The 19,312-nt window shown below is 54.1% G+C and carries 19 protein-coding genes and 2 tRNA genes; 7 read left to right on the forward strand and 14 right to left on the reverse strand.

All coding sequences use genetic code 11. From position 1 onward, the window contains the following. Positions 1-52: 52 nt before the first annotated feature. Positions 53-1,435, reverse strand: a complete 1,383-nt coding sequence (gene radA, locus OGV74_RS22110) for a DNA repair protein RadA (protein ID WP_001728171.1) — start codon at positions 1,433-1,435, stop codon at positions 53-55. 11 nt (positions 1,436-1,446) lie between these two features. Continuing rightward, positions 1,447-2,415 carry a phosphoserine phosphatase gene (gene serB / locus OGV74_RS22115; RefSeq protein ID WP_286521561.1) on the reverse strand — a complete coding sequence of 323 codons (969 nt, stop codon included), beginning with the start codon at positions 2,413-2,415 and terminating at the stop codon, positions 1,447-1,449. 115 nt (positions 2,416-2,530) lie between these two features. On the opposite strand from serB, the gene OGV74_RS22120 reads away from it, so the two are divergent. Then, complete coding sequence (locus OGV74_RS22120; RefSeq protein ID WP_003019032.1) at positions 2,531-3,172, forward strand: YtjB family periplasmic protein; 642 nt, start codon at positions 2,531-2,533, stop codon at positions 3,170-3,172. Between the two features lie 37 nt (positions 3,173-3,209). Further along, a complete protein-coding gene (lplA, locus tag OGV74_RS22125) occupies positions 3,210-4,226 on the forward strand; it encodes a lipoate--protein ligase (RefSeq protein ID WP_003019035.1) in 1,017 nt (338 codons plus the stop codon). Between the two features lie 150 nt (positions 4,227-4,376). On the opposite strand, the gene deoD is transcribed toward lplA, so the two are convergent. The 4 genes from deoD to deoC all read right to left on the reverse strand — a co-directional run bounded on the left by deoD (position 4,377) and on the right by deoC (position 8,689). Beyond that, on the reverse strand, positions 4,377-5,096 hold the full coding sequence (gene deoD / locus OGV74_RS22130; RefSeq protein WP_000224864.1) for a purine-nucleoside phosphorylase: 720 nt from the start codon (positions 5,094-5,096) through the stop codon (positions 4,377-4,379). A gap of 103 nt (positions 5,097-5,199) precedes the next feature. Beyond that, positions 5,200-6,423 (reverse strand): phosphopentomutase, encoded by a 1,224-nt coding sequence (deoB, locus tag OGV74_RS22135; RefSeq protein WP_003019037.1) that lies wholly within the window; start codon positions 6,421-6,423, stop codon positions 5,200-5,202. A gap of 51 nt (positions 6,424-6,474) precedes the next feature. Next, entirely contained in the window at positions 6,475-7,797 is a 1,323-nt protein-coding gene (deoA, locus tag OGV74_RS22140; RefSeq protein WP_003019040.1) for a thymidine phosphorylase, read from the reverse strand. A 112-nt stretch (positions 7,798-7,909) separates the two neighbouring features. Then, positions 7,910-8,689, reverse strand: a complete 780-nt coding sequence (deoC, locus tag OGV74_RS22145) for a deoxyribose-phosphate aldolase (RefSeq protein ID WP_003019042.1) — start codon at positions 8,687-8,689, stop codon at positions 7,910-7,912. A gap of 261 nt (positions 8,690-8,950) precedes the next feature. Here deoC and OGV74_RS22150 point away from each other — a divergent pair, with 261 nt between their 5' ends. Both OGV74_RS22150 and OGV74_RS22155 read left to right on the forward strand, forming a co-directional pair. Further along, a complete protein-coding gene (locus OGV74_RS22150; RefSeq protein WP_286521563.1) occupies positions 8,951-10,501 on the forward strand; it encodes a YjjI family glycine radical enzyme in 1,551 nt (516 codons plus the stop codon). Then, positions 10,473-11,336 carry a YjjW family glycine radical enzyme activase gene (locus OGV74_RS22155; RefSeq protein WP_048219763.1) on the forward strand — a complete coding sequence of 288 codons (864 nt, stop codon included), beginning with the start codon at positions 10,473-10,475 and terminating at the stop codon, positions 11,334-11,336. Before OGV74_RS22150 ends, OGV74_RS22155 begins: the two co-directional genes overlap by 29 nt. 36 nt (positions 11,337-11,372) lie before the next feature. Here the strand turns inward: OGV74_RS22155 and OGV74_RS22160 are convergent, their stop codons facing one another. From OGV74_RS22160 to holD, 8 genes are all read right to left on the reverse strand, one after another. Continuing rightward, a complete protein-coding gene (locus OGV74_RS22160; protein WP_032948474.1) occupies positions 11,373-12,149 on the reverse strand; it encodes a metal-dependent hydrolase in 777 nt (258 codons plus the stop codon). After that, positions 12,146-13,219, reverse strand: coding sequence for a patatin-like phospholipase family protein (locus OGV74_RS22165; RefSeq protein ID WP_086504866.1), 1,074 nt, complete (start codon positions 13,217-13,219; stop codon positions 12,146-12,148). Before OGV74_RS22165 ends, OGV74_RS22160 begins: the two co-directional genes overlap by 4 nt. A gap of 121 nt (positions 13,220-13,340) precedes the next feature. After that, positions 13,341-13,502 carry a DUF1328 domain-containing protein gene (locus tag OGV74_RS22170; RefSeq protein ID WP_003019081.1) on the reverse strand — a complete coding sequence of 54 codons (162 nt, stop codon included), beginning with the start codon at positions 13,500-13,502 and terminating at the stop codon, positions 13,341-13,343. Positions 13,503-13,629: 127 nt separating this feature from the next. Further along, the gene (osmY, locus tag OGV74_RS22175; RefSeq protein WP_003019084.1) at positions 13,630-14,247 is read right to left on the reverse strand and encodes a molecular chaperone OsmY; all 618 of its coding nucleotides are present in this window, start codon (positions 14,245-14,247) and stop codon (positions 13,630-13,632) included. A gap of 308 nt (positions 14,248-14,555) precedes the next feature. Further along, complete coding sequence (gene prfC / locus OGV74_RS22180; protein ID WP_003019086.1) at positions 14,556-16,145, reverse strand: peptide chain release factor 3; 1,590 nt, start codon at positions 16,143-16,145, stop codon at positions 14,556-14,558. A gap of 92 nt (positions 16,146-16,237) precedes the next feature. Further along, complete coding sequence (gene yjjG / locus OGV74_RS22185; RefSeq protein ID WP_003019088.1) at positions 16,238-16,918, reverse strand: pyrimidine 5'-nucleotidase; 681 nt, start codon at positions 16,916-16,918, stop codon at positions 16,238-16,240. A gap of 14 nt (positions 16,919-16,932) precedes the next feature. Next, on the reverse strand, positions 16,933-17,379 hold the full coding sequence (gene rimI / locus OGV74_RS22190; RefSeq protein WP_048219765.1) for a ribosomal protein S18-alanine N-acetyltransferase: 447 nt from the start codon (positions 17,377-17,379) through the stop codon (positions 16,933-16,935). Further along, a complete protein-coding gene (gene holD, locus OGV74_RS22195; protein ID WP_003837254.1) occupies positions 17,348-17,761 on the reverse strand; it encodes a DNA polymerase III subunit psi in 414 nt (137 codons plus the stop codon). The genes rimI and holD overlap by 32 nt, the downstream gene beginning before the upstream one ends. Before the next feature lie 103 nt (positions 17,762-17,864). Between holD and rsmC the strand changes: the two genes are divergently transcribed. The 3 genes from rsmC (at position 17,865) to OGV74_RS22210 (ending at position 19,312) form a co-directional block, all read left to right on the forward strand. Continuing rightward, positions 17,865-18,896: a 16S rRNA (guanine(1207)-N(2))-methyltransferase RsmC gene (rsmC, locus tag OGV74_RS22200; RefSeq protein ID WP_003829990.1), complete on the forward strand. Its 1,032-nt coding sequence runs from the start codon at positions 17,865-17,867 to the stop codon at positions 18,894-18,896. A gap of 221 nt (positions 18,897-19,117) precedes the next feature. Beyond that, positions 19,118-19,204 (forward strand) — tRNA-Leu (locus OGV74_RS22205). Between the two features lie 28 nt (positions 19,205-19,232). Beyond that, positions 19,233-19,312, forward strand: a tRNA-Leu gene (locus OGV74_RS22210).

A 19,312-nucleotide genomic window follows, 5' to 3' on the forward strand; every position in this document is an offset into this window, starting at 1 on the left:
TGATGACGCATCGCTTATCAGGCCTACAAATTCAGTACGTACGGGTATTTGATTATAGGTCGTCAAACACGCTTAACGCATCCGCAAGCTTCTTAACGCCAAAGACCTGCATCCCTTCCGGTACTTTTTTCGGTACGTTAGCGGCAGGAACAATCGCCCGGCGAAAACCGTGTTTCGCCGCCTCCGAAATACGCTCCTGCCCGCTGGGTACCGGACGGATTTCTCCCGCCAACCCCACTTCGCCAAAGACCACTAAATCCTGTGGCAGCGGCCTGTCGCGCAGGCTGGAGACCATTGCCAGCAGCAACGCCAGGTCGGCGCTGGTTTCGGTGACTTTTACGCCGCCGACTACGTTAACGAACACGTCCTGATCCGCCATCTGCAAGCCGCCATGACGATGTAACACTGCCAGCAGAATCGCCAGACGGTTCTGTTCCAGACCGACCGCCACACGACGCGGGTTCGCCATCATTGAGTGATCGACCAGCGCCTGAATCTCGACCAGCAGCGGGCGCGTGCCTTCCCAGACTACCATCACCGAACTACCGGAAGTGACTTCATCGCCACGGCTTAAGAAAATTGCAGAAGGGTTGCTGACTTCACGCAGCCCCTGTTCCGTCATGGCAAAGACGCCCAGCTCATTCACCGCGCCAAAGCGGTTTTTATGGCTACGCAGTGTACGGAAGCGGGAATCGGCGTCGCCGTCGAGCAACACCGAGCAGTCAATACAGTGCTCCAGTACCTTCGGCCCGGCCAGCGAGCCATCTTTGGTGACGTGGCCGACCATCACAATAGCCACGCCGCGCGTTTTAGCAAAGCGCGTCAGGTAAGCAGCGGTTTCACGCACCTGCGCCACGCTGCCCGGCGAAGACTGAATATCCGCCATGTGCATCACCTGAATGGAGTCGATCACCATCAGCTTCGGCTGTTCTTCTTCAGCAATCAGGCAAATTTGTTCGATACTGGTTTCCGACAGCATGTTCAGGTTCGCCGTCGGCAGGCCAAGCCGATGCGCGCGCATCGCCACCTGTTGCAGCGACTCTTCGCCGGTGACGTACAGGGTTTTCATCTGCTCGGCGAGCCTGCACAGCGTTTGCAACAGCAGCGTTGATTTGCCCGCGCCGGGGTTACCGCCAATCAGTATGGCGCTGCCGGGCACCACACCACCGCCGAGCACGCGGTCAAACTCTTTAAATCCGGTAGAAAAACGCGGCAGTTCCTCAAGGCTGATGTCAGAGAGCTTCTGCACTTTTGCAACGCCCGCATTTCCGGCGTAGCCGCTGAGTCGCTCGTTGCGCGCCACCGTTGGCGATGCGGCAAGGCGCACCTCGGTAATGGTATTCCAGGCCTGACAGGCGCTGCATTGCCCCTGCCAGCGCGGGTAATCGGCCCCGCATTCATTACAAACAAAGGCGCGTTTAGGAGCTTTTGCCACGTTTTACCTCATTATTTCTGATTCATACTGCCAGAGAGAATGCAGAACACGCCCATCAGGTCAGCGTGACGGATAGTAATCTCCGTCTTTTCATTCACTTTGGGTTTCGCATGATACGCAATCCCCAGCCCGGCCGTTTTGATCATCGGCAGATCGTTGGCACCGTCGCCGATCGCCACCGTCTGCGCCATCGGGATCTCATATTCTTGCGCCAGGCGGGTCAGAGTACTGGCTTTGTACTGAGCATCGACGATATCGCCGATCACGTTGCCAGTAAATTTACCGTCCATGATCTCCAGCTCATTCGCCACAGCTGCCGCCAGGCGCAGCTTGTTGCGCAGATAATCGGCAAAGAAAGTAAACCCGCCGGAAGCGATAGCCACTTTCCAGCCAAGCGTTTCCAGTTTTAACACCAACTGAGTCAGGCCTGGCATTAGCGGCAATGTTTCGCGCACCTGGTGCAAAATATTGGCATCAGCGCCCTTCAGCGTCGCCACGCGGCTGCGCAGGCTGGCGGTAAAGTCCAGCTCGCCGCGCATTGCACGTTCGGTGACTTCGGCAACCATCTCGCCGGTTCCGGCCAGTTTAGCAATTTCATCAATGCATTCGATCTGGATAGCCGTTGAATCCATGTCCATCACCAGCAAACCCGGCGTGCGCAGATGCGGAATTTTACCCAACGGCGCAACATCCAGTTTGGCGTCATGCGCCAGTTTTGCCGCACGCGGCGTTAACGAGCCCGCCAGACGAATTACCTGATAATCCTCAACGCACCACGCCGCCACGATCACCATCGCCGCGCCCAGTTTACTCTGGTATTGCGTTAACCGTTGTTTATCCAGCCCACGACCGTACAGCAGCCAGCCACTGCGGCCCGCGTGGTAATCCAGCGGCATGACTTCATCACCGCTTAAAGAGAGGGGCAGACCTGGCCACAGAGAGACATCTTCAGGTAGATCGCACCAGGTAATGTTAGGCATTAAAGCTCCTGTAAAATCGTTCGGGTCGGAATCATCAGGGGAAAATAACGCATGAGGCTACCCTGTAACCAGCGCTTCTGGCAACATTAAGTCTCAAATTTTCAGCAGGTGGAATATGGCTCGCACAAAACTAAAATTCCGACTTCATCGTGCAGTGATTGTATTGTCCTGCCTTGCGCTGCTCGTCGCGCTGATGCAGGGGGCTTCCTGGTTTAGTCAAAGCCACCAGCAGCAGCGTAATCCGCAGCTCGAAGAGCTGGCCCGCACGCTGGCCCGTCAGGTCGCGCTGAACGTCGCCCCGCTGATGCGTACCGAAACGCCGGATGAAAAGCGTATTAAGGCGGTGCTCACACAGTTGACGGAGAGTAGCCGTATTCTGGACGCAGGCGTGTACGACGAACAGGGAGACCTGATTACGCGCACCGGTGAGAGCGTCAATGTTCGTGATCGTCTGGCGCTCGACGGCAAAAAAGCCGGAGGCTATTTTAACCAGCAGATCGTCGAACCCATTCAGGGAAAAAATGGTCCGCTGGGCTATCTGCGCCTGACGCTGGATACCCACACTCTTGCCACTGAAGCCAAGCAGGTGGATAACACCACCAACATCTTACGCCTGATGCTGCTACTGTCACTGGCAATCGGTGTAGTGCTGACCCGTACCTTATTGCAAGGTAAGCGTACCCGCTGGCAGCAATCTCCTTTCCTTCTCACTGCCAACAAACCGGTGCAGGAAGAAGACAACGAGAAGATAGAGTAAAAGCTGTAAAAACTGTAAAACAGAAGGGAAATCAACCATGACAACACTACGCCTGCTTATCTCAGACTCTTACGATCCGTGGTTTAACCTCGCGGTCGAAGAGTGCATTTTTCGCCAGATGCCCGCCACGCAGCGCGTTCTGTTCTTGTGGCGTAACGCCGATACGGTGGTAATTGGCCGGGCGCAAAACCCGTGGAAAGAGTGTAATACACGCCGCATGGAAGAAGACAACGTGCGGCTCGCCAGGCGCAGCAGCGGTGGCGGCGCGGTGTTCCATGACTTAGGCAATACCTGCTTTACCTTTATGGCTGGTAAACCGGAATACGACAAAACCATCTCCACCGCGATCGTCCTCAATGCGCTGAATTCGCTGGGCGTAGAAGCTGATGCCTCCGGGCGTAACGATCTGGTGGTGAAAACGCCGGACGGCGATCGCAAAGTTTCCGGCTCTGCTTATCGGGAAACGAAAGATCGCGGATTCCACCACGGCACGCTGCTGTTGAATGCCGATCTCAGCCGCCTGGCAAACTATCTCAATCCCGATAAAAAGAAACTTGCCGCCAAAGGCATCACTTCGGTTCGCTCGCGCGTAGCGAATTTGACCGAGCTGTTACCGGGCATCACTCATCAACAGGTCTGTCAGGCCATCACGGAAGCCTTTTTTGCCCACTACGGCGAACGCGTAGAAGCCGAGATCATCTCCCCAGACAAAGCGCCGGATCTGCCGAACTTCGCCGAAACCTTTGCCCGCCAGAGCAGTTGGGAGTGGAATTTTGGTCAGGCGCCTGCTTTTTCACATTTACTGGACGAACGTTTCACCTGGGGTGGCGTTGAGCTGCATTTCGACGTCGAAAAAGGCGTGATTACCCGCACCCAAGTCTACACCGATAGCCTCAATCCTGCGCCGCTGGAAGTACTGGCAGAACGACTACAGGGCTGCCAGTATCGCGCCGATATTTTACAGCAGACTTGTGAAGCGCTGCTTGCGGAGTATCCAGATCAGGAAAGCGAGTTGCGTGAGCTGGCTGCTTGGGTAGCGAAGGCCGTTCGCTAAGCGATTAGTGGCGAATTGCCGGATGGCGGCTGCGCCTTATCCGGCCTACAAGACCGCTCCCGTAGGCCTGATAAGCGAAGCGCCATCAGGCATTAATAGCGGCATTCCCGTAGGCCCGGCCAGCGCAGCGCCTCCGGGCCACAACAAAACTTACTCTTTATCGCCCAGCAGAACGGATTCCAGTGCGATTTTGATCATGTCGTTGAAGGTCGTCTGACGCTCAGCGGCAGTGGTCTGCTCGTGGGTACGGATATGGTCGGATACGGTGCAGATGGTCAGCGCTTTCGCACCGAATTCCGCCGCCACGCCGTAGATACCCGCCGCTTCCATTTCCACGCCCAGAACGCCGTATTTTTCCATCACGTCGAACATTTCACCGTCCGGAGAGTAGAACAGGTCAGCGGAGAAGAGGTTGCCCACACGAGCGTCTACACCCAGCGCTTTTGCCGCATCAACTGCGTTACGCACCATGTCGAAGTCAGCGATAGCTGCAAAGTCATGATCTTTAAAACGGATACGGTTAACTTTGGAGTCGGTGCAAGCGCCCATACCGATAACCACGTCACGCAGTTTAACGTCCATACGCACAGCGCCGCAGGAGCCTACGCGAATGATTTTCTTCACGCCGAAGTCGGTGATCAGCTCTTTGGTGTAGATGGAGCAGGACGGGATACCCATACCGTGGCCCATTACGGAGATCTTACGGCCTTTGTAAGTACCGGTGAAGCCTAACATGCCGCGAACGTTGTTCACTTCACGAACATCTTCGAGGAAAGTTTCAGCAATATGCTTTGCGCGCAGCGGGTCGCCCGGCATCAATACGACGTCAGCGAAATCACCCATTTCTGCATTAATATGTGGAGTTGCCATCTTCAGTTCCTTTTATATTGTTGTTTTTGCCGGGTGGCGGCTGCGCCTTACCCGGCCTACAAAACCGTAGGCCCGGTAAGCGAAGCGCCACCGGGCAATTGCATCAGAGCATATTTTTACCGTAGTCCATCGGCGACGTACCAAAGTAGCTCGCCAGCGTCTGACCGATATCCGCGAAGGTTTCACGGTGACCTAAAGAACCTGGTTTCACTTTCGGGCCGTAAACCAGTACCGGAATGTGCTCACGGGTATGGTCAGTGCCGGTCCAGCTTGGGTCGCAGCCGTGGTCAGCGGTCAGGATCAGAATGTCATCTTCACCCACCAGCTCCATCAACTCAGGCAAACGGCGGTCGAACAGTTCCAGGCCCGCAGCATAACCGGCGATATCGCGACGATGTCCCCAGGAAGAGTCGAAATCAACGAAGTTGGTGAAGACGATGGTCTTATCACCGGCTTCTTTCATCTCTTTGATGGTGGCGTCGAACAACGCGTCCAGACCGGTGGCTTTCACTTTTTTGGTGATGCCGCAGTTAGCGTAGATATCCGCGATTTTACCGACGGAAACCACGTGACCGTCTTTCTCGTCGACCAGTTTCTGCAACACGGTCGGTGCTGGCGGCTCAACGGCCAGGTCGTGACGGTTACCGGTACGCTGGAAGTTACCGGCTTTATCTCCGATAAACGGACGGGCGATAACACGACCGATGTTGTAACCACCTTCGGTCAGCTCTTCACGGGCGATTTCGCACAGCTCATAGAGCTTATCCAGGCCAAAAGTCTCTTCGTGGCAGGCAATCTGGAACACGGAGTCAGCGGAGGTATAGAAAATCGGCTTGCCGGTTTTCATATGCTCTTCACCCAGTTGATCCAGGATCACGGTACCGGAAGAGTGGCAGTTGCCGAGGTAGCCCGGCAGGTTGGCACGTTTTACCAGTTTATCCAGCAGTTCTTGCGGGAAGCTGTTTTCGTGATCGGAGAAATATCCCCAGTCAAACAGAACCGGAACACCCGCGATTTCCCAGTGGCCAGACGGCGTGTCTTTCCCGGAAGAAAGTTCATGCGCCCATGCGTAGGCACCAATCACTTCCGCGTTGCCGTCCATGCCAGCAGCAATTTTACCAGTAGAACCTTCGTGAGCTTTCACCAGGCCCAGACGGGTCAGGTTAGGCAGATTCAGTGGACCTTTGCGACCATTGTCAGCTTCACCTTTCGCACAGGCTTCTGCAATATGTCCCATAGTGTCTGAACCTACGTCGCCAAAGCGATCCGCATCTTCAGTCGCACCAATACCAAAGGAGTCCAGCACCATAATAAATGCACGTTTCATCTTGTTCTCCATACATCTGCGCCGCAAAAAAGCGATCAGATCAGTATACAGTTATTCGGTAATACGACGATAGACTGTCGGTGTAATTTCTGGCGCTTTATCGTCAAGGCTAATTGCCGCTTTGACCGCTTTCGCCGCTTCCTGCCAGCTGGCTTCGTCTTTGGCGTGGATCACCGCCAGTGGGCGCTGTCCGTCTACGCTGTCGCCCAGACGCGCCATATCGCTAAAGCCAACGCTGTAATCAATGGTGTCCGATGCCTGACGACGACCACCACCCATGGAAACAACCGCCATTCCCAGCGCACGGGTATCCATCGCGCTGACAAAGCCTTCGGTATCAGCATATACCGCTTTGCTGAGCATTGCCGTCGGCAGGTACTTCGCATAATTTTCGACGAAATCGGTCGGGCCTTTTTGCGCCGCCACCATGCGACCAAAAATCTCTGCTGCTTTGCCGTTATCCAGCACCGTCTGCAATTTCGCACGGGCTTCGGCGTCATCTTTCGCCAGGTTGCCGGAGATCAGCATTTCCACGCACAGCGCCATGGTGACGTCTAACAGACGTGGATTGCGGTATTCACCGGTCAGGAACTGCACCGCTTCGCGGACTTCGACCGCGTTACCTGCGCTGGAGGCCAACACCTGGTTCATATCAGTTAACAGCGCGGTGGTACGTACACCCGCACCGTTTGCCACGCCGACAATCGCTTCAGCAAGGGCTTCAGAAAGCTCGTAGGTCGGCATAAAAGCACCGCTGCCCACTTTCACATCCATCACCAGCGCATCCAGCCCTTCCGCCAGTTTTTTCGCCAGAATGGAACCGGTAATCAGCGGGATGGAATCCACCGTCGCGGTAATATCGCGGGTGGCATAAAAACGTTTATCCGCCGGTGCGAGCGAGCTGGTTTGCCCAATAATCGCCACACCCACGTCTTTAATAATTTCACGGAAACGCGCGTCGTCCGGGAAGATGTCAAATCCAGGAATCGCTTCCAGTTTATCGAGCGTACCGCCGGTATGCCCCAGGCCACGCCCGGAGATCATCGGAATATAGCCGCCGCACGCAGCAACCATCGGGCCTAACATCAGTGACGTTACGTCACCTACGCCGCCGGTAGAGTGTTTATCCACAATCGGGCCGTTCAACTGCAGGCTTTTCCAGTCCAGCACGGTTCCTGAATCACGCATTGCCATGGTCAGCGAAACACGCTCAGGCATTGTCATATCGTGGAAAAAAATGGTCATCGCCAGGGCGGCGATTTGCCCTTCAGAAATGGTATTGTCGCGAATGCCATTGATAAAGAAACGAATTTCTTCATCGCTCAGCGTATGACCATCACGTTTTTTACGAATAATTTCTTGTGCGAGAAACACGGTAACCCCCAGGGGAAAAGAGTAGAAGGCCGTTGTAAGCCGGGTAAGCAACGCGCCACCCGGCAGTCGTCTTAATGCCGGATGGCGGCTGCGCCTTATCCGGCCTACGGGCTTAGTAGCTGCTTGCGCTCTTGCCGTCGCCGTGACCCAGCGCTTTCAGCAAGCTAGCCAGCAGGCTGGATGCGCCAAAACGGTAGTGACGAGAATCAGCCCAGTCAGCGCCAAACAGTTCATCGGCAATCGCCAGGAACTGCTGTGCATCTTCTGCAGTACGCACGCCGCCAGCCGGTTTGAAACCTACAGTTTTAGAAACACCCATGTCGCGGATCACTTCCATCATGATGCGTGCGCTTTCCGGCGTCGCATTGACCGGCACTTTACCGGTAGACGTTTTGATGAAATCAGCACCGGCTTTGATGGAGATTTCAGATGCTTTGCGAATCAGTGCTTCTTCTTTCAGCTCACCGGTTTCGATGATCACTTTCAGCAGCACGTTTGCCGCCGCACACGCGTCTTTGCAAGCTTTAACCAGATCAAAACCAATCTGCTCGTTACCGGCGATCAGCGCACGGTACGGGAACACCACGTCAACTTCATCGGCACCGTAGGCGATCGCCGCGCGAGTTTCCGCCAGCGCAATCTCGATGTCGTCGTTGCCGTGCGGGAAGTTGGTGACGGTTGCAATGCGGATGTCCGGCGTACCCTGCTCTTTCAGAGTCTTACGCGCAATAGGGATGAAACGCGGATAGATACAGATTGCGGCAGTGTTGCCAACCGGGGTCTTCGCCTGATGACACAGCGCGATCACTTTTTCATTGGTGTCGTCGTCATTCAGAGTGGTCAGGTCCATCAGTTTCAGTGCACGCAGGCTGCTTGCTGTTAAATCGGTCATAACATTCTCCAACGGCATCGCCGTATAAAATTTCACCTTGCGAGTTTGTTAGTATTCTAACATCCGCTCGCTATTACACTTCGATATACATCACAGTTAATGAAAACCACATACAGATTTGCATTACTCTAATGAGATCTACTTCAAATAAATTACCTTTTCTAAAGGGATGCGGTGGCATCAGGCGCATCCGGATCAAAGGTTGTGGCGGCGTTGCTTTCTACAATGGCGTTACACCTTCGGGACAAAAAGGAATCAACGATGCCCACTTCAAGCGAACTCGCGCTGCAACAGCGTTGCCAACAAATCGTGACCAGCCCGGTGCTCAGCCCTGAGCAGAAACGCCACTTTCTGGCGCTGGAAGCTGAAAACGCGCTGCCTTATCCGCAACTACCTGCACAGGCACGTCAGGCGCTGGATGATGGGGTAATCTGCGATATGTACGAAGGTCATGCCCCGTTCAAACCGCGCTACGTTTTACCCGATTACGCGCGTTTTCTGGCCAATGGTTCATCGTGGCTAGAGCTGGAAGGGGCAAAGGATCTTGATGACGCGTTATCCTTACTCACCATCCTGTACCACCACGTTCCGTCAGTGACGTCGATGCCGGTTTATCTCGGCCAGCTCGATGCTCTGCTGCAACCGCATGTTAGAATTCTAACACAAGAAGAGATCGATATTCGAATAAAACGTTTCTGGCGTTATCTCGACAGAACCCTGCCAGACGCGTTTATGCATGCCAATATCGGCCCCGCCGATACTCCAGTTACCCGTGCAATTTTACGCGCAGATGCAGAGTTAAAGCAGGTTTCACCTAATCTGACATTCATTTATGACCCGCAAATCACACCTGACGATCTGCTGCTCAGCGTGGCGAAAAATATCTGCGAGTGCAGTAAGCCACATATTTCCAATGGCCCTGAAAATGATAAAATTTTCACAAAAGGCCAGTATGGCGTCGTCAGCTGTTACAACTCTTTGCCGCTCGCCGGGGGTGGTAGCACGCTGGTCAGGCTTAATCTGAAAGCCATCGCAGAGCGCAGCGCCTCTGTCGATGACTTCTTTACGCGCACTCTACCGCACTATTGCCAACAGCAAATCGCCATCATTGATTCACGATGTGAATTCCTCTATGAAAAATCACATTTCTTTGAGAATAGCTTCCTCGTGCAGGAAGGGTTGATTGATCCCGAACGTTTTGTGCCTATGTTCGGCATGTATGGCCTGGCGGAGGCGGTGAATCTACTGTGCGATAAGGCGGGACAAAATGCGCGCTACGGAAAAGATGAGTTCGCCAATCAGCTTGGCTATCGCATCAGCGCCCAATTGGCGGAGTTTGTCGAAAACACCCCGGTGAAATATGGCTGGAATCAGCGTGCGATGCTGCATGCACAGTCGGGGATCAGTTCTGACATCGGCACCACGCCGGGGGCACGCCTGCCTTACGGCGATGAGCCAGACCCGATCACTCATCTGCAAACCGTCGCGCCGCATCACGCGTTTTATCACGCGGGGATCAGCGACATTCTCACGCTGGATGAAACCATCAAACGTAATCCTCAGGCGCTGATGCAACTGTGCCTCGGCGCATTTAAAGCCGGGATGCGTGAGTTTACCGCCAACGTGAGCGGCAACGATCTGGTTCGCGTTACCGGCTATATGGTGCGTCTGTCGGATCTGGAAAAATATCGCGCCGAAGGTTCTCGCACCAACACCACCTGGCTTGGCGAAGAAGCCGCGCGTAATACGCGCATTCTGGAACGACAACCTCGCGTGATTAGCCATGAACAGCAGATGCGCTTCGGTAAGTAAGATTATCCCTTTCTCCTGCGTCGACGGGCCGGGCAGTCGCCTGGCTCTGTTTCTGCAGGGATGTAATCTGCGCTGTAAAAACTGCCACAATCCGTGGACGATGGGACGCTGCAACGACTGCGGGGAGTGTGTGCTGCATTGCCCGCATGAGGCGCTGAGCCTGAGCGCGGGGAAAGTGTGGTGGCAGTCTGATTTATGTCAGCAGTGTGACACCTGTCTTCATATGTGCCCCCAGCAGGCCACGCCGATGGCGCAGACCATGAGCGTTGATGAGGTGCTGCAGCATATTCGCAAGGCAGCACTGTTTATTGAGGGAATTACGGTCAGCGGCGGCGAAGCGACAACCCAGCTACCGTTTATTGTGGCGCTGTTTCGTGCGATCAAAACCGATCCGCAACTGCAACACCTGACCTGTATGGTCGACAGCAATGGCATGCTGAACGAAACCGGCTGGCAGAAGCTGCTGCCGGTGTGCGACGGCGTAATGCTGGATTTAAAAGCCTGGGACAGCACGTGTCATCGTCAGTTGACCGGTCGCGATAACACGCTGATTAAACAAAGCATTACCTTTCTGTCCGGGCAAGGGAAACTTGCGGAACTGCGCCTGCTGGTTATCCCTGGTCAGGTGGATTATCTACAGCATATTGATGCGCTGGCGGCGTTTATCAGAGGTTCAGGTGACGTGCCGGTACGGCTGAATGCCTTTCATGCGCACGGGGTGTATGGCGAAGCGAAGGACTGGCCGAGCGCCACGCCGGAGGATGTGGAACACCTGGCGCAAAGATTGCGCGAACGCGGGGTGGATAATTTGATTTTCCCGGCGCTGTACCTGTGATGGCCGGATGCGATGCAATAGCGCCGCATCCGGAATTCAAAAATCAAACAACGCCGTGGTATTACGATACAGCGCGTCAGCGATCACGTCCGCAGGTTCCGGGCGCAGTTCGCATAAGACGTCAAAGACTCTGACTACCTGCTCCGGGCGATTAGGCTGCCCCTGAAAGCCGTTGAGCGGCATATCCGGCGCGTCGGTTTCCAGCAACAGCGACTCCAGCGGCAGCTGCGCCATTACCTCGCGGGTTTTACTGGCACGCGGATAGGTAATGGTGCCGCCCACGCCAATTTTGTATCCCAGTTGCACAAAGCGTTCGGCCTGCTGCACGCTCCCGGAAAACCCATGCACCACGCCTGTTCGTGGCAAAGCATGGCGTTTAAGGTACATCGCCAGCTTGTCATGCGTGCGTCGCGAATGCAGGATCACCGGCAGTTCGTACCTCTTCGCCAGCTTAAGTTGCGCTTCCAGCACCCGCTCTTGCTTGTCGAATTGCGGATCGTCGCGATACAGATCCAATCCAATCTCACCTACCGCCACCAGCTTTTGTGGGCGCTTATCCAGCACCTGCTGCAACTGGTCCAGGCAGTCATCACTATGTTGTTCAATAACAATGGGATGTAAACCAAGCGCGGCAAATAATGGAGGATAATTTTCCGCTAACGCCAGTACACGGGAAAAATTCGCCGCCTGGGTGGCCGGAACGATAATGCTCTGTACACCAACCTCCGCCGCGCGCTGAATGCTGACAGGTTCATCGCCGGTAAACGGCGGGAAATCAAAGTGACAGTGCGTATCGATAAAACGATAACTCACGCCAAATCCTCATTATTAAACGTTGTATCGTTGGCCTGAGGCGCATTGGCCACCACCGGCGCGTGGGCATCGTTGGCCACCGGCGCGGGAGGAACCACCACCGGTCCCGGCACCACAATCTTCGGCGTCTGACGAGGCAGCGGCACGTTTTTCCCCAGCAGTTTGCCGACGGTAGCGAGGAAGTAACGACCGCACAGACGTCCGGTTTTGTAGTCTTCCCGCAAGGCCGGAATACGGCTTCCCAACGCCATGCTGTGGAGCGGTTTGGGAGGGTAGATCTCAAAGATACGCAGCTTGCCCGGCGGTTTCTCAATAAAGCTCTGAATCGCGCGATAGGTAGCTTCATGGTGCTGCACCAGATTCAACAGTGGTTGCAGGCTGCTTTCGCCCAGCCAACGTTCCATACGCCTGAACCACTGCGGGGTGTAGTACATTTGCGAAGGCACAGTGCGGATAACCACCAGCGTTTTCGCCCCCTGCTTCGCCGCTTCCTGCACAGGAATGGCGTCGCTGACGCCCCCATCCAGGTAATTCACACCGTCCAGCACAACCCCTGTGCGGTAGAACCCGGGAATCGCGCTGGAGGCACGAATAAGATCGAGCCAGTTTTGCCGGTTCGGCGAAAAATAGCCCGGCGTGTAGTCATCACCCCGACAGGCGCACATATAAAACGCTTTCCCCGCGGCAAACAAGCGCTCAGCGTTGTCCATCGCCAGCGGCATTTGGGACGAGGTCGAATCCACCAGCCAGTCGAGATCGATTAAGTTTCCCCCGCGCACAAAGCGCACCGGGTCAAAAAACTCACGTCGGGTAGTGTAACGCATGATGACTTTACGACCGTAACCGGGCTGGTTACAGAGATAAGCTGAAAGGTTTTGCGCACCAGCGGACGTCCCGTAGAAGAGATCAAAGGGATTGAACTGCGCGCGCATGAATTCATCCAGTACGCCTGCGGTGAAGATGCCTCTTTGTCCCCCGCCCTCGCACACCAGCGCCATACTGCCTGGTTGAAACGGACGTAACGATAACGGCGCGATATTACCGAGCGTGACGGGTATTCTCTGCCCCACCTCTGCCTTCCTGTTGTTTTTGTAATAGGACAACAAAGTAACGCAAATTGCCTGCAGCTAAAACCGTAAAAGCCAGTCCGCTGGACTGGCTCAGTAGCAAGTTATCTTTACGGTTTACGTACTAGGGTCGTTTACGCCCGGTAAACAGGCTGACCAGAAACAGAATGATACCCACCACAAAAACAATTTTCGCTGCGCCTGCAGCGGTACCCGCCAGTCCACCAAAACCCAGTGCAGCGGCAATTAACGCGATAACCAGAAATATGATGCCCCATCGAAACATATGCTTCTCCTTTACCATAGTTAATTTCACCGCTTGATATGAGCGCTCAGGCTACCCATCGGCGATATTTTCAGTGTGGTGCACAATACGCCTCCCGACAAACGTCAGGAGGGCGAATTAAGTCTAATTAGTGAGTTTTGAGATCGTTTTTAACGCTTTTCACGCCATCAATCGCTTTGGCGATGCTCTCAGCGCGATCGCTTTGAGCTTGTGATTCAACGGTTCCTGAAAGCTGTACCACACCATCGGTGGTTTCAACTTTCACTTTGCGGGATGGGACAATATCATCGGCCAGCAGCTTGGCTTTTACTTCACTAGTGATTGCCGTATCGCCCGCATAGCCTTTAACGGAGGTTTCTTTACTATCACGCACGTGCAGTTTGTCGCTAACGGAGGTCACACCCTCAACGCCTTTCGCCACTTTCACCGCTTCTTCAGCCTGCGCCTGGCTTTCAACAAAGCCGCTTAGCGTTACTACTTTCTGGTCGGTCTTGACGGAAATATCGGTGCTCTTAATGCTATCGTGGTCCACCAGCGCGGCTTTTACTTTCGCGGTGATGGTGCTGTCATCCATGAAATTACCGACTTTGTTCATAGAGCTATCGACTTTCTGCCCCGCACTTTCGACGCCGGATTGCGCTTTATCCATCGTGGCGTTTTCTGCATAAGCAGAACCCGTTGCAACAGCGGAGGTCAGCATCACGGCCAGCAGCGTTTTAGAAATCTTAAGTCCTGTCATTGTCATCGATGTATTCCTGTATGTTTTGCTAAAAGCCAGGCTCTGCCGTTACACGGCCTGAACCAGCAACTAATTTTGTAAGTGGAATAAATATCAGCAATAGAAGCTGCAACAGGCAGCCTAAAAAGCATTTAACGCCGATATTTATGTCATCACATTGTTAAATATAGTTCAGGATTTCGTGATCGCTGCCCGAATTGACTAAAAAACAGGCAAACAAAAGAAAAACGCAAGGTTTTAAGAACATTCCGCAAGGGATTTAAAAGACAGGAAAAGTTGCAGGGCACGGCGGATACCGTGCCCTGGAAGGTCGATTAGTGTTCGCGTGTTTTACGGAACTGAACGTCCGGGTAACGTTCCTGGGTGAGATTCAGGTTAACCATGGTTGGCGCGATATAGGTGAGGTTATCGCCGCCATCCAGCGCCAGCTGAATTTCGTTCTTACGCTTAAATTCTTCGAATTTCTTCACGTCAGAACATTCTACCCAGCGCGCAGTCGCCACGTTGACGGATTCATAAATCGCTTCAACGTTGTACTCGCTCTTCAGACGTGAAACCACCACGTCAAACTGCAGCACACCCACCGCACCGACGATCAGATCGTTGTTGGCGATCGGACGGAATACCTGCACTGCACCCTCTTCTGACAGCTGAACCAGCCCTTTCAGCAGCTGTTTCTGCTTCAATGGATCCTTCAGGCGAATACGACGGAACAGCTCCGGCGCGAAGTTCGGAATACCAGTGAACTTCATCATTTCGCCCTGGGTAAAGGTATCGCCGATCTGGATAGTGCCGTGGTTATGCAGGCCGAGAATATCGCCCGGATACGCTTCTTCCACATGAGAACGGTCACCGGCCATAAAGGTGAGTGCGTCGGAGATCACCACGTCTTTACCAATGCGCACCTGGCGCATTTTCATGCCTTTCTCATACTTGCCGGATACCACACGCATGAACGCCACACGGTCACGGTGTTTCGGGTCCATGTTGGCCTGAATTTTAAACACGAAACCGGTGAACTTCTCTTCTGAGGCTTCGACGACGCGGGTGTCGGTTTTACGCGGCATCGGCGCAGGCGCCCACTCCACTAAGCCGTCCAGCATATGGTCAACGCCGAAGTTACCCAACGCGGTACCGAAGAAGACCGGGGTGATTTCGCCCGCAAGGAACAACTCATGGTCGAACTCGTTGGACGCGCCCTGCACCAGCTCCAGCTCGTCACGCAGCTGCTGCGCCAGGTCTTCACCCACGGCAGTATCAAGTTCCGGGTTGTTAAGACCTTTAACAACACGCACTTCCTGAATGGTGTGGCCTTTACCGGTCTGATACAGGTAAGTTTCATCTTTATAAAGGTGATAGACACCTTTGAACAACTTACCGCAGCCAATCGGCCAGGTGATCGGCGCACAGCCGATTTTCAGTTCGTTCTCAACTTCATCCAGCAACTCCATCGGATCGCGGATGTCACGGTCGAGTTTGTTCATAAAGGTCAGGATCGGCGTATCGCGCAGACGGGTAACTTCCATCAGCTTACGGGTACGATCTTCAACGCCTTTTGCAGCATCGATAACCATCAGGCAGCAGTCCACCGCCGTCAGAGTACGATAGGTATCTTCGGAGAAGTCTTCGTGCCCCGGGGTGTCCAGCAGGTTCACCAGGCAGTCATGATACGGAAACTGCATCACAGAGGTGGTAATGGAGATACCACGTTGCTTTTCCATTTCCATCCAGTCAGATTTTGCATGCTGGCTGGAGCCACGGCCTTTTACCGTACCGGCGGTCTGAATGGCCTGTCCGAATAACAGTACCTTTTCAGTAATTGTCGTTTTACCGGCATCCGGGTGAGAAATAATGGCAAAAGTGCGGCGTTTGGCCACCTCTTGCAAATAAGGAGACAACGTCATAGTCAAATCTTCTTAGGTAAGCACGGCAACGGGCCGGGCAAGTTGAATACGAAAAATTGCGGCTATTTTACCCATCAACGGGGGGGAGGCAATCAGTGTTTACACAGGAGCTGCTCCAGTTCGCTTAATGACGCTACGGTCCAGGTCGGCTGAATGCCCGCTGGCTGCTCGCGGTGGTGCGTATTTAGCCAGCAGGTGGATAGCCCGGCGTTAATGCCGCCAAGAATATCGGACTCTGCGGTGTCACCCACCATTAGCACGCGAGAACGGTCAGGATTGCCCGCCTGCTCCAGCGCATGGTCAAAAATACGGGAATCAGGTTTTGCCACCCCAACCTGCTCAGAAATCACCAGCAGATCGAAATAATCGCGCAGCCCCGTCCGCTCAAGGCGGATTTGCTGCAACGCGGTAAAGCCGTTAGTAATGATGCCGATTTTCGCTTTATCACGAATCGCATTGAGCAGAGAAACCGCCCCCGGCAACGGCGAGCAGATCTCCGCCATCGCATTGATGAATGCATCATTAAGCTGGCCCGGTTCAACCTTCAGGCGTTCGGCCCAGCTCTGAAAACGGGCATGCTGAAGTTGTAATGAGGTAATCGCGCCGTTTTGATAATCCACCCACAGCGGTTTATTCACGGCCTGGTAGTCCTGAAAATCTTCAGCGGTAAAGGTAATGCTATAGTCGAGAAACATCCGCTGTAAGCCGGTAAACGAGTCAAATGTAAACAGCGTTTCGTCGGCATCAAAGAAAATCCAGTCCCACTTCTTCATCATTACACCTTGTCTTACATGCTGATTGGCAACGCCATGATGATGGCGTCTTCGTGACCATCGGCCGTTGGATAGTAATTGCGACGGATTGTCGCCTCGTTAAAGCCTAAGCTTTCGTACAGCGCGATAGCGGCCGCATTCGAGGCGCGCACTTCAAGCCACAGCGTCAAAATGCCACGCTTTTCCAGCTCATCGATCAAATACTCCAACAGCTCACGCCCCAGCCCACGACGCTGAAAGTCAGGATCGACGGCAATATTGAACAGCGTAGCTTCATCCAGCACGACCTGCGTAATCGCAAAAGCCGCCATCACGTCATCCACTCTCAACTGAAAATTGAGGTAGCGATCGCCCTGGTTGCTGGCAAATGTTTTTTCACTCCACGGAAAAGCGTGGGCGCGTTTTTCAATATGAAATGCTGCGGGTAAATCAGTCGGTTCGAGGGAAGAAATCGTGTTCATATGCGCAGATTTGTTGCCATAACGCGGCGCGTGCCGCTGGGTTTTCCCGTAATTCATTAAACGCAGGACTCTCGACCTGAGCGCCCTCCAGCAGCAGCGGCTCTTCGGTTCCCAGCCGCCAGCTATTACAGCGACTGCCTTGCGGCAGCATGGCGACACGGTCAGGCGTCAGTTGTAAAACCTGATCCGGGCTGACGGTTAATGCGCGTAAAATATCGCTCATCAATGGTTCGGTTAGCGCGGGTAACTGTGCAGCAACCATCACCAAACGGACATGCGCAGGAATGGAAATCGCGATCTCGCCCTGCAGTGCGCCAGGACGACGCAACGACCACTGCGTAATGCCCAGTTGCTGTAACTGCCAGTCTCGTCGGGATGTCATAGCGAAACACTCCTGTCTATCAGGGGCGCAAATATAGCAAATTTGTCGAATCCGTGCCATCAAACAACTATAATCCCCCGCTGTACAATTTAAGGAGCATTCCATGTCTGCTTTTACCCCGGCAAGTGAAGTCTTGCTGCGCCACAGTGATGATTTCGAACAAAGCCGTATTCTGTTTGCCGGTGATTTGCAGGATGACCTGCCTGCCCATTTTGAAAGCGCCGCCAGCCGAGCGCACACTCAGCAACTTCACCACTGGCAGGTGCTTAACCGCCAGATGGGCGACAACGTCCGCTTCAGCCTCGTCGCGCAGGCCGATGACGTTGCCGATAGCGATACGCTGATCTACTACTGGCCAAAGAATAAGCCAGAAGCCCAGTTCCAGTTGATGAACATTCTGTCGCTGTTACCAGTTGGCACCGATATTTTTGTTGTCGGTGAGAATCGCAGCGGCGTACGTAGCGCAGAGCAGATGCTGGCCGAATACGCACCGTTAAACAAAGTCGACAGCGCACGTCGCTGTGGCCTGTACCACGGTCGTCTGGAAAAACAGCCGGTCTTTGATGCAGAAAAATACTGGGATGAATACCAGACAGAAAATCTGACCATCAAAACGCTGCCGGGCGTCTTCAGCCGTGACGGCCTGGATGTTGGCAGCCAACTGCTGCTCTCCACGCTGACGCCGCACACCAAAGGCAAAGTGCTGGATGTCGGCTGTGGCGCAGGCGTTCTCTCCGTCGCCTTAGCCAGCCACTCGCCGAAAGTGCGCTTAACCCTGTGCGATGTTAGCGCCGCCGCCGTTGAAGCCAGCCGTGCAACGCTTGCAGCCAATGGCATTGAAGGTGACGTCATCGCCAGTAACGTCTTTTCTGACGTAACGGGCCGATTTGATATGATCATCTCCAACCCACCGTTCCACGACGGAATGCAGACCAGCCTTGATGCCGCGCAAACGCTGATTCGCGGCGCCGTGCGTCATCTGAACAGTGGCGGTGAACTGCGTATCGTGGCAAACGCCTTCCTGCCTTATCCGAAGGTTCTGGATGAAGTGTTTGGCTTCCACGAAGTTATCGCGCAGACCGGGCGCTTCAAGGTCTATCGCACCATCATGACGCGCCAGGCGAAAAAAGCCTAACCGCTGTAGGCCAGATAAGGCGTTTACACCGCCATCCGGCGTGACATCGAGCAACGCCGGATGGCGCTATCGCTTATCCGGCCTGCATAAAACGCCAAAGCCGAAGAAACGCCTTTTTTTTCGGCAATCACGTTAAGTTCGATAATTAACAGTTGACGCCCTGCATAAAATCTCTAGAATTCGCCTCCGTGGTAACGATACTTTTTGAGTGTCGATGGTATGCGAAGGTGGCGGAATTGGTAGACGCGCTAGCTTCAGGTGTTAGTGTCCTTTCGGACGTGGGGGTTCAAGTCCCCCCCCTCGCACCATAATCCACGTTGATATTGCTCGCACTGGGCGAAGGTGGCGGAATTGGTAGACGCGCTAGCTTCAGGTGTTAGTGTCCTTAGGATGTGGGGGTTCGAGTCCCCCCCCTC

Origin of the sequence: Citrobacter sp. Cf116, assembly GCF_030336505.1 — a bacterium.
Classification (GTDB): domain Bacteria; phylum Pseudomonadota; class Gammaproteobacteria; order Enterobacterales; family Enterobacteriaceae; genus Citrobacter; species Citrobacter freundii.

Coding starts and splice junctions, on each gene's coding strand:
- lplA (WP_003019035.1), top strand. CDS start 3,210: ATGACAACACTACGCCTGCTTATCTCAGACTCTTACGATCCGTGGTTT.
- deoC (WP_003019042.1), bottom strand. CDS start 8,689: ATGACCGATTTAACAGCAAGCAGCCTGCGTGCACTGAAACTGATGGAC.
- rimI (WP_048219765.1), bottom strand. CDS start 17,379: ATGAACACGATTTCTTCCCTCGAACCGACTGATTTACCCGCAGCATTT.
- holD (WP_003837254.1), bottom strand. CDS start 17,761: ATGACATCCCGACGAGACTGGCAGTTACAGCAACTGGGCATTACGCAG.
- osmY (WP_003019084.1), bottom strand. CDS start 14,247: ATGACAATGACAGGACTTAAGATTTCTAAAACGCTGCTGGCCGTGATG.
- prfC (WP_003019086.1), bottom strand. CDS start 16,145: ATGACGTTGTCTCCTTATTTGCAAGAGGTGGCCAAACGCCGCACTTTT.
- OGV74_RS22150 (WP_286521563.1), top strand. CDS start 8,951: ATGCCCACTTCAAGCGAACTCGCGCTGCAACAGCGTTGCCAACAAATC.
- deoB (WP_003019037.1), bottom strand. CDS start 6,423: ATGAAACGTGCATTTATTATGGTGCTGGACTCCTTTGGTATTGGTGCG.
- OGV74_RS22170 (WP_003019081.1), bottom strand. CDS start 13,502: ATGTTTCGATGGGGCATCATATTTCTGGTTATCGCGTTAATTGCCGCT.
- rsmC (WP_003829990.1), top strand. CDS start 17,865: ATGTCTGCTTTTACCCCGGCAAGTGAAGTCTTGCTGCGCCACAGTGAT.
- yjjG (WP_003019088.1), bottom strand. CDS start 16,918: ATGAAGAAGTGGGACTGGATTTTCTTTGATGCCGACGAAACGCTGTTT.
- OGV74_RS22120 (WP_003019032.1), top strand. CDS start 2,531: ATGGCTCGCACAAAACTAAAATTCCGACTTCATCGTGCAGTGATTGTA.
- serB (WP_286521561.1), bottom strand. CDS start 2,415: ATGCCTAACATTACCTGGTGCGATCTACCTGAAGATGTCTCTCTGTGG.
- OGV74_RS22155 (WP_048219763.1), top strand. CDS start 10,473: ATGAACAGCAGATGCGCTTCGGTAAGTAAGATTATCCCTTTCTCCTGC.
- deoD (WP_000224864.1), bottom strand. CDS start 5,096: ATGGCAACTCCACATATTAATGCAGAAATGGGTGATTTCGCTGACGTC.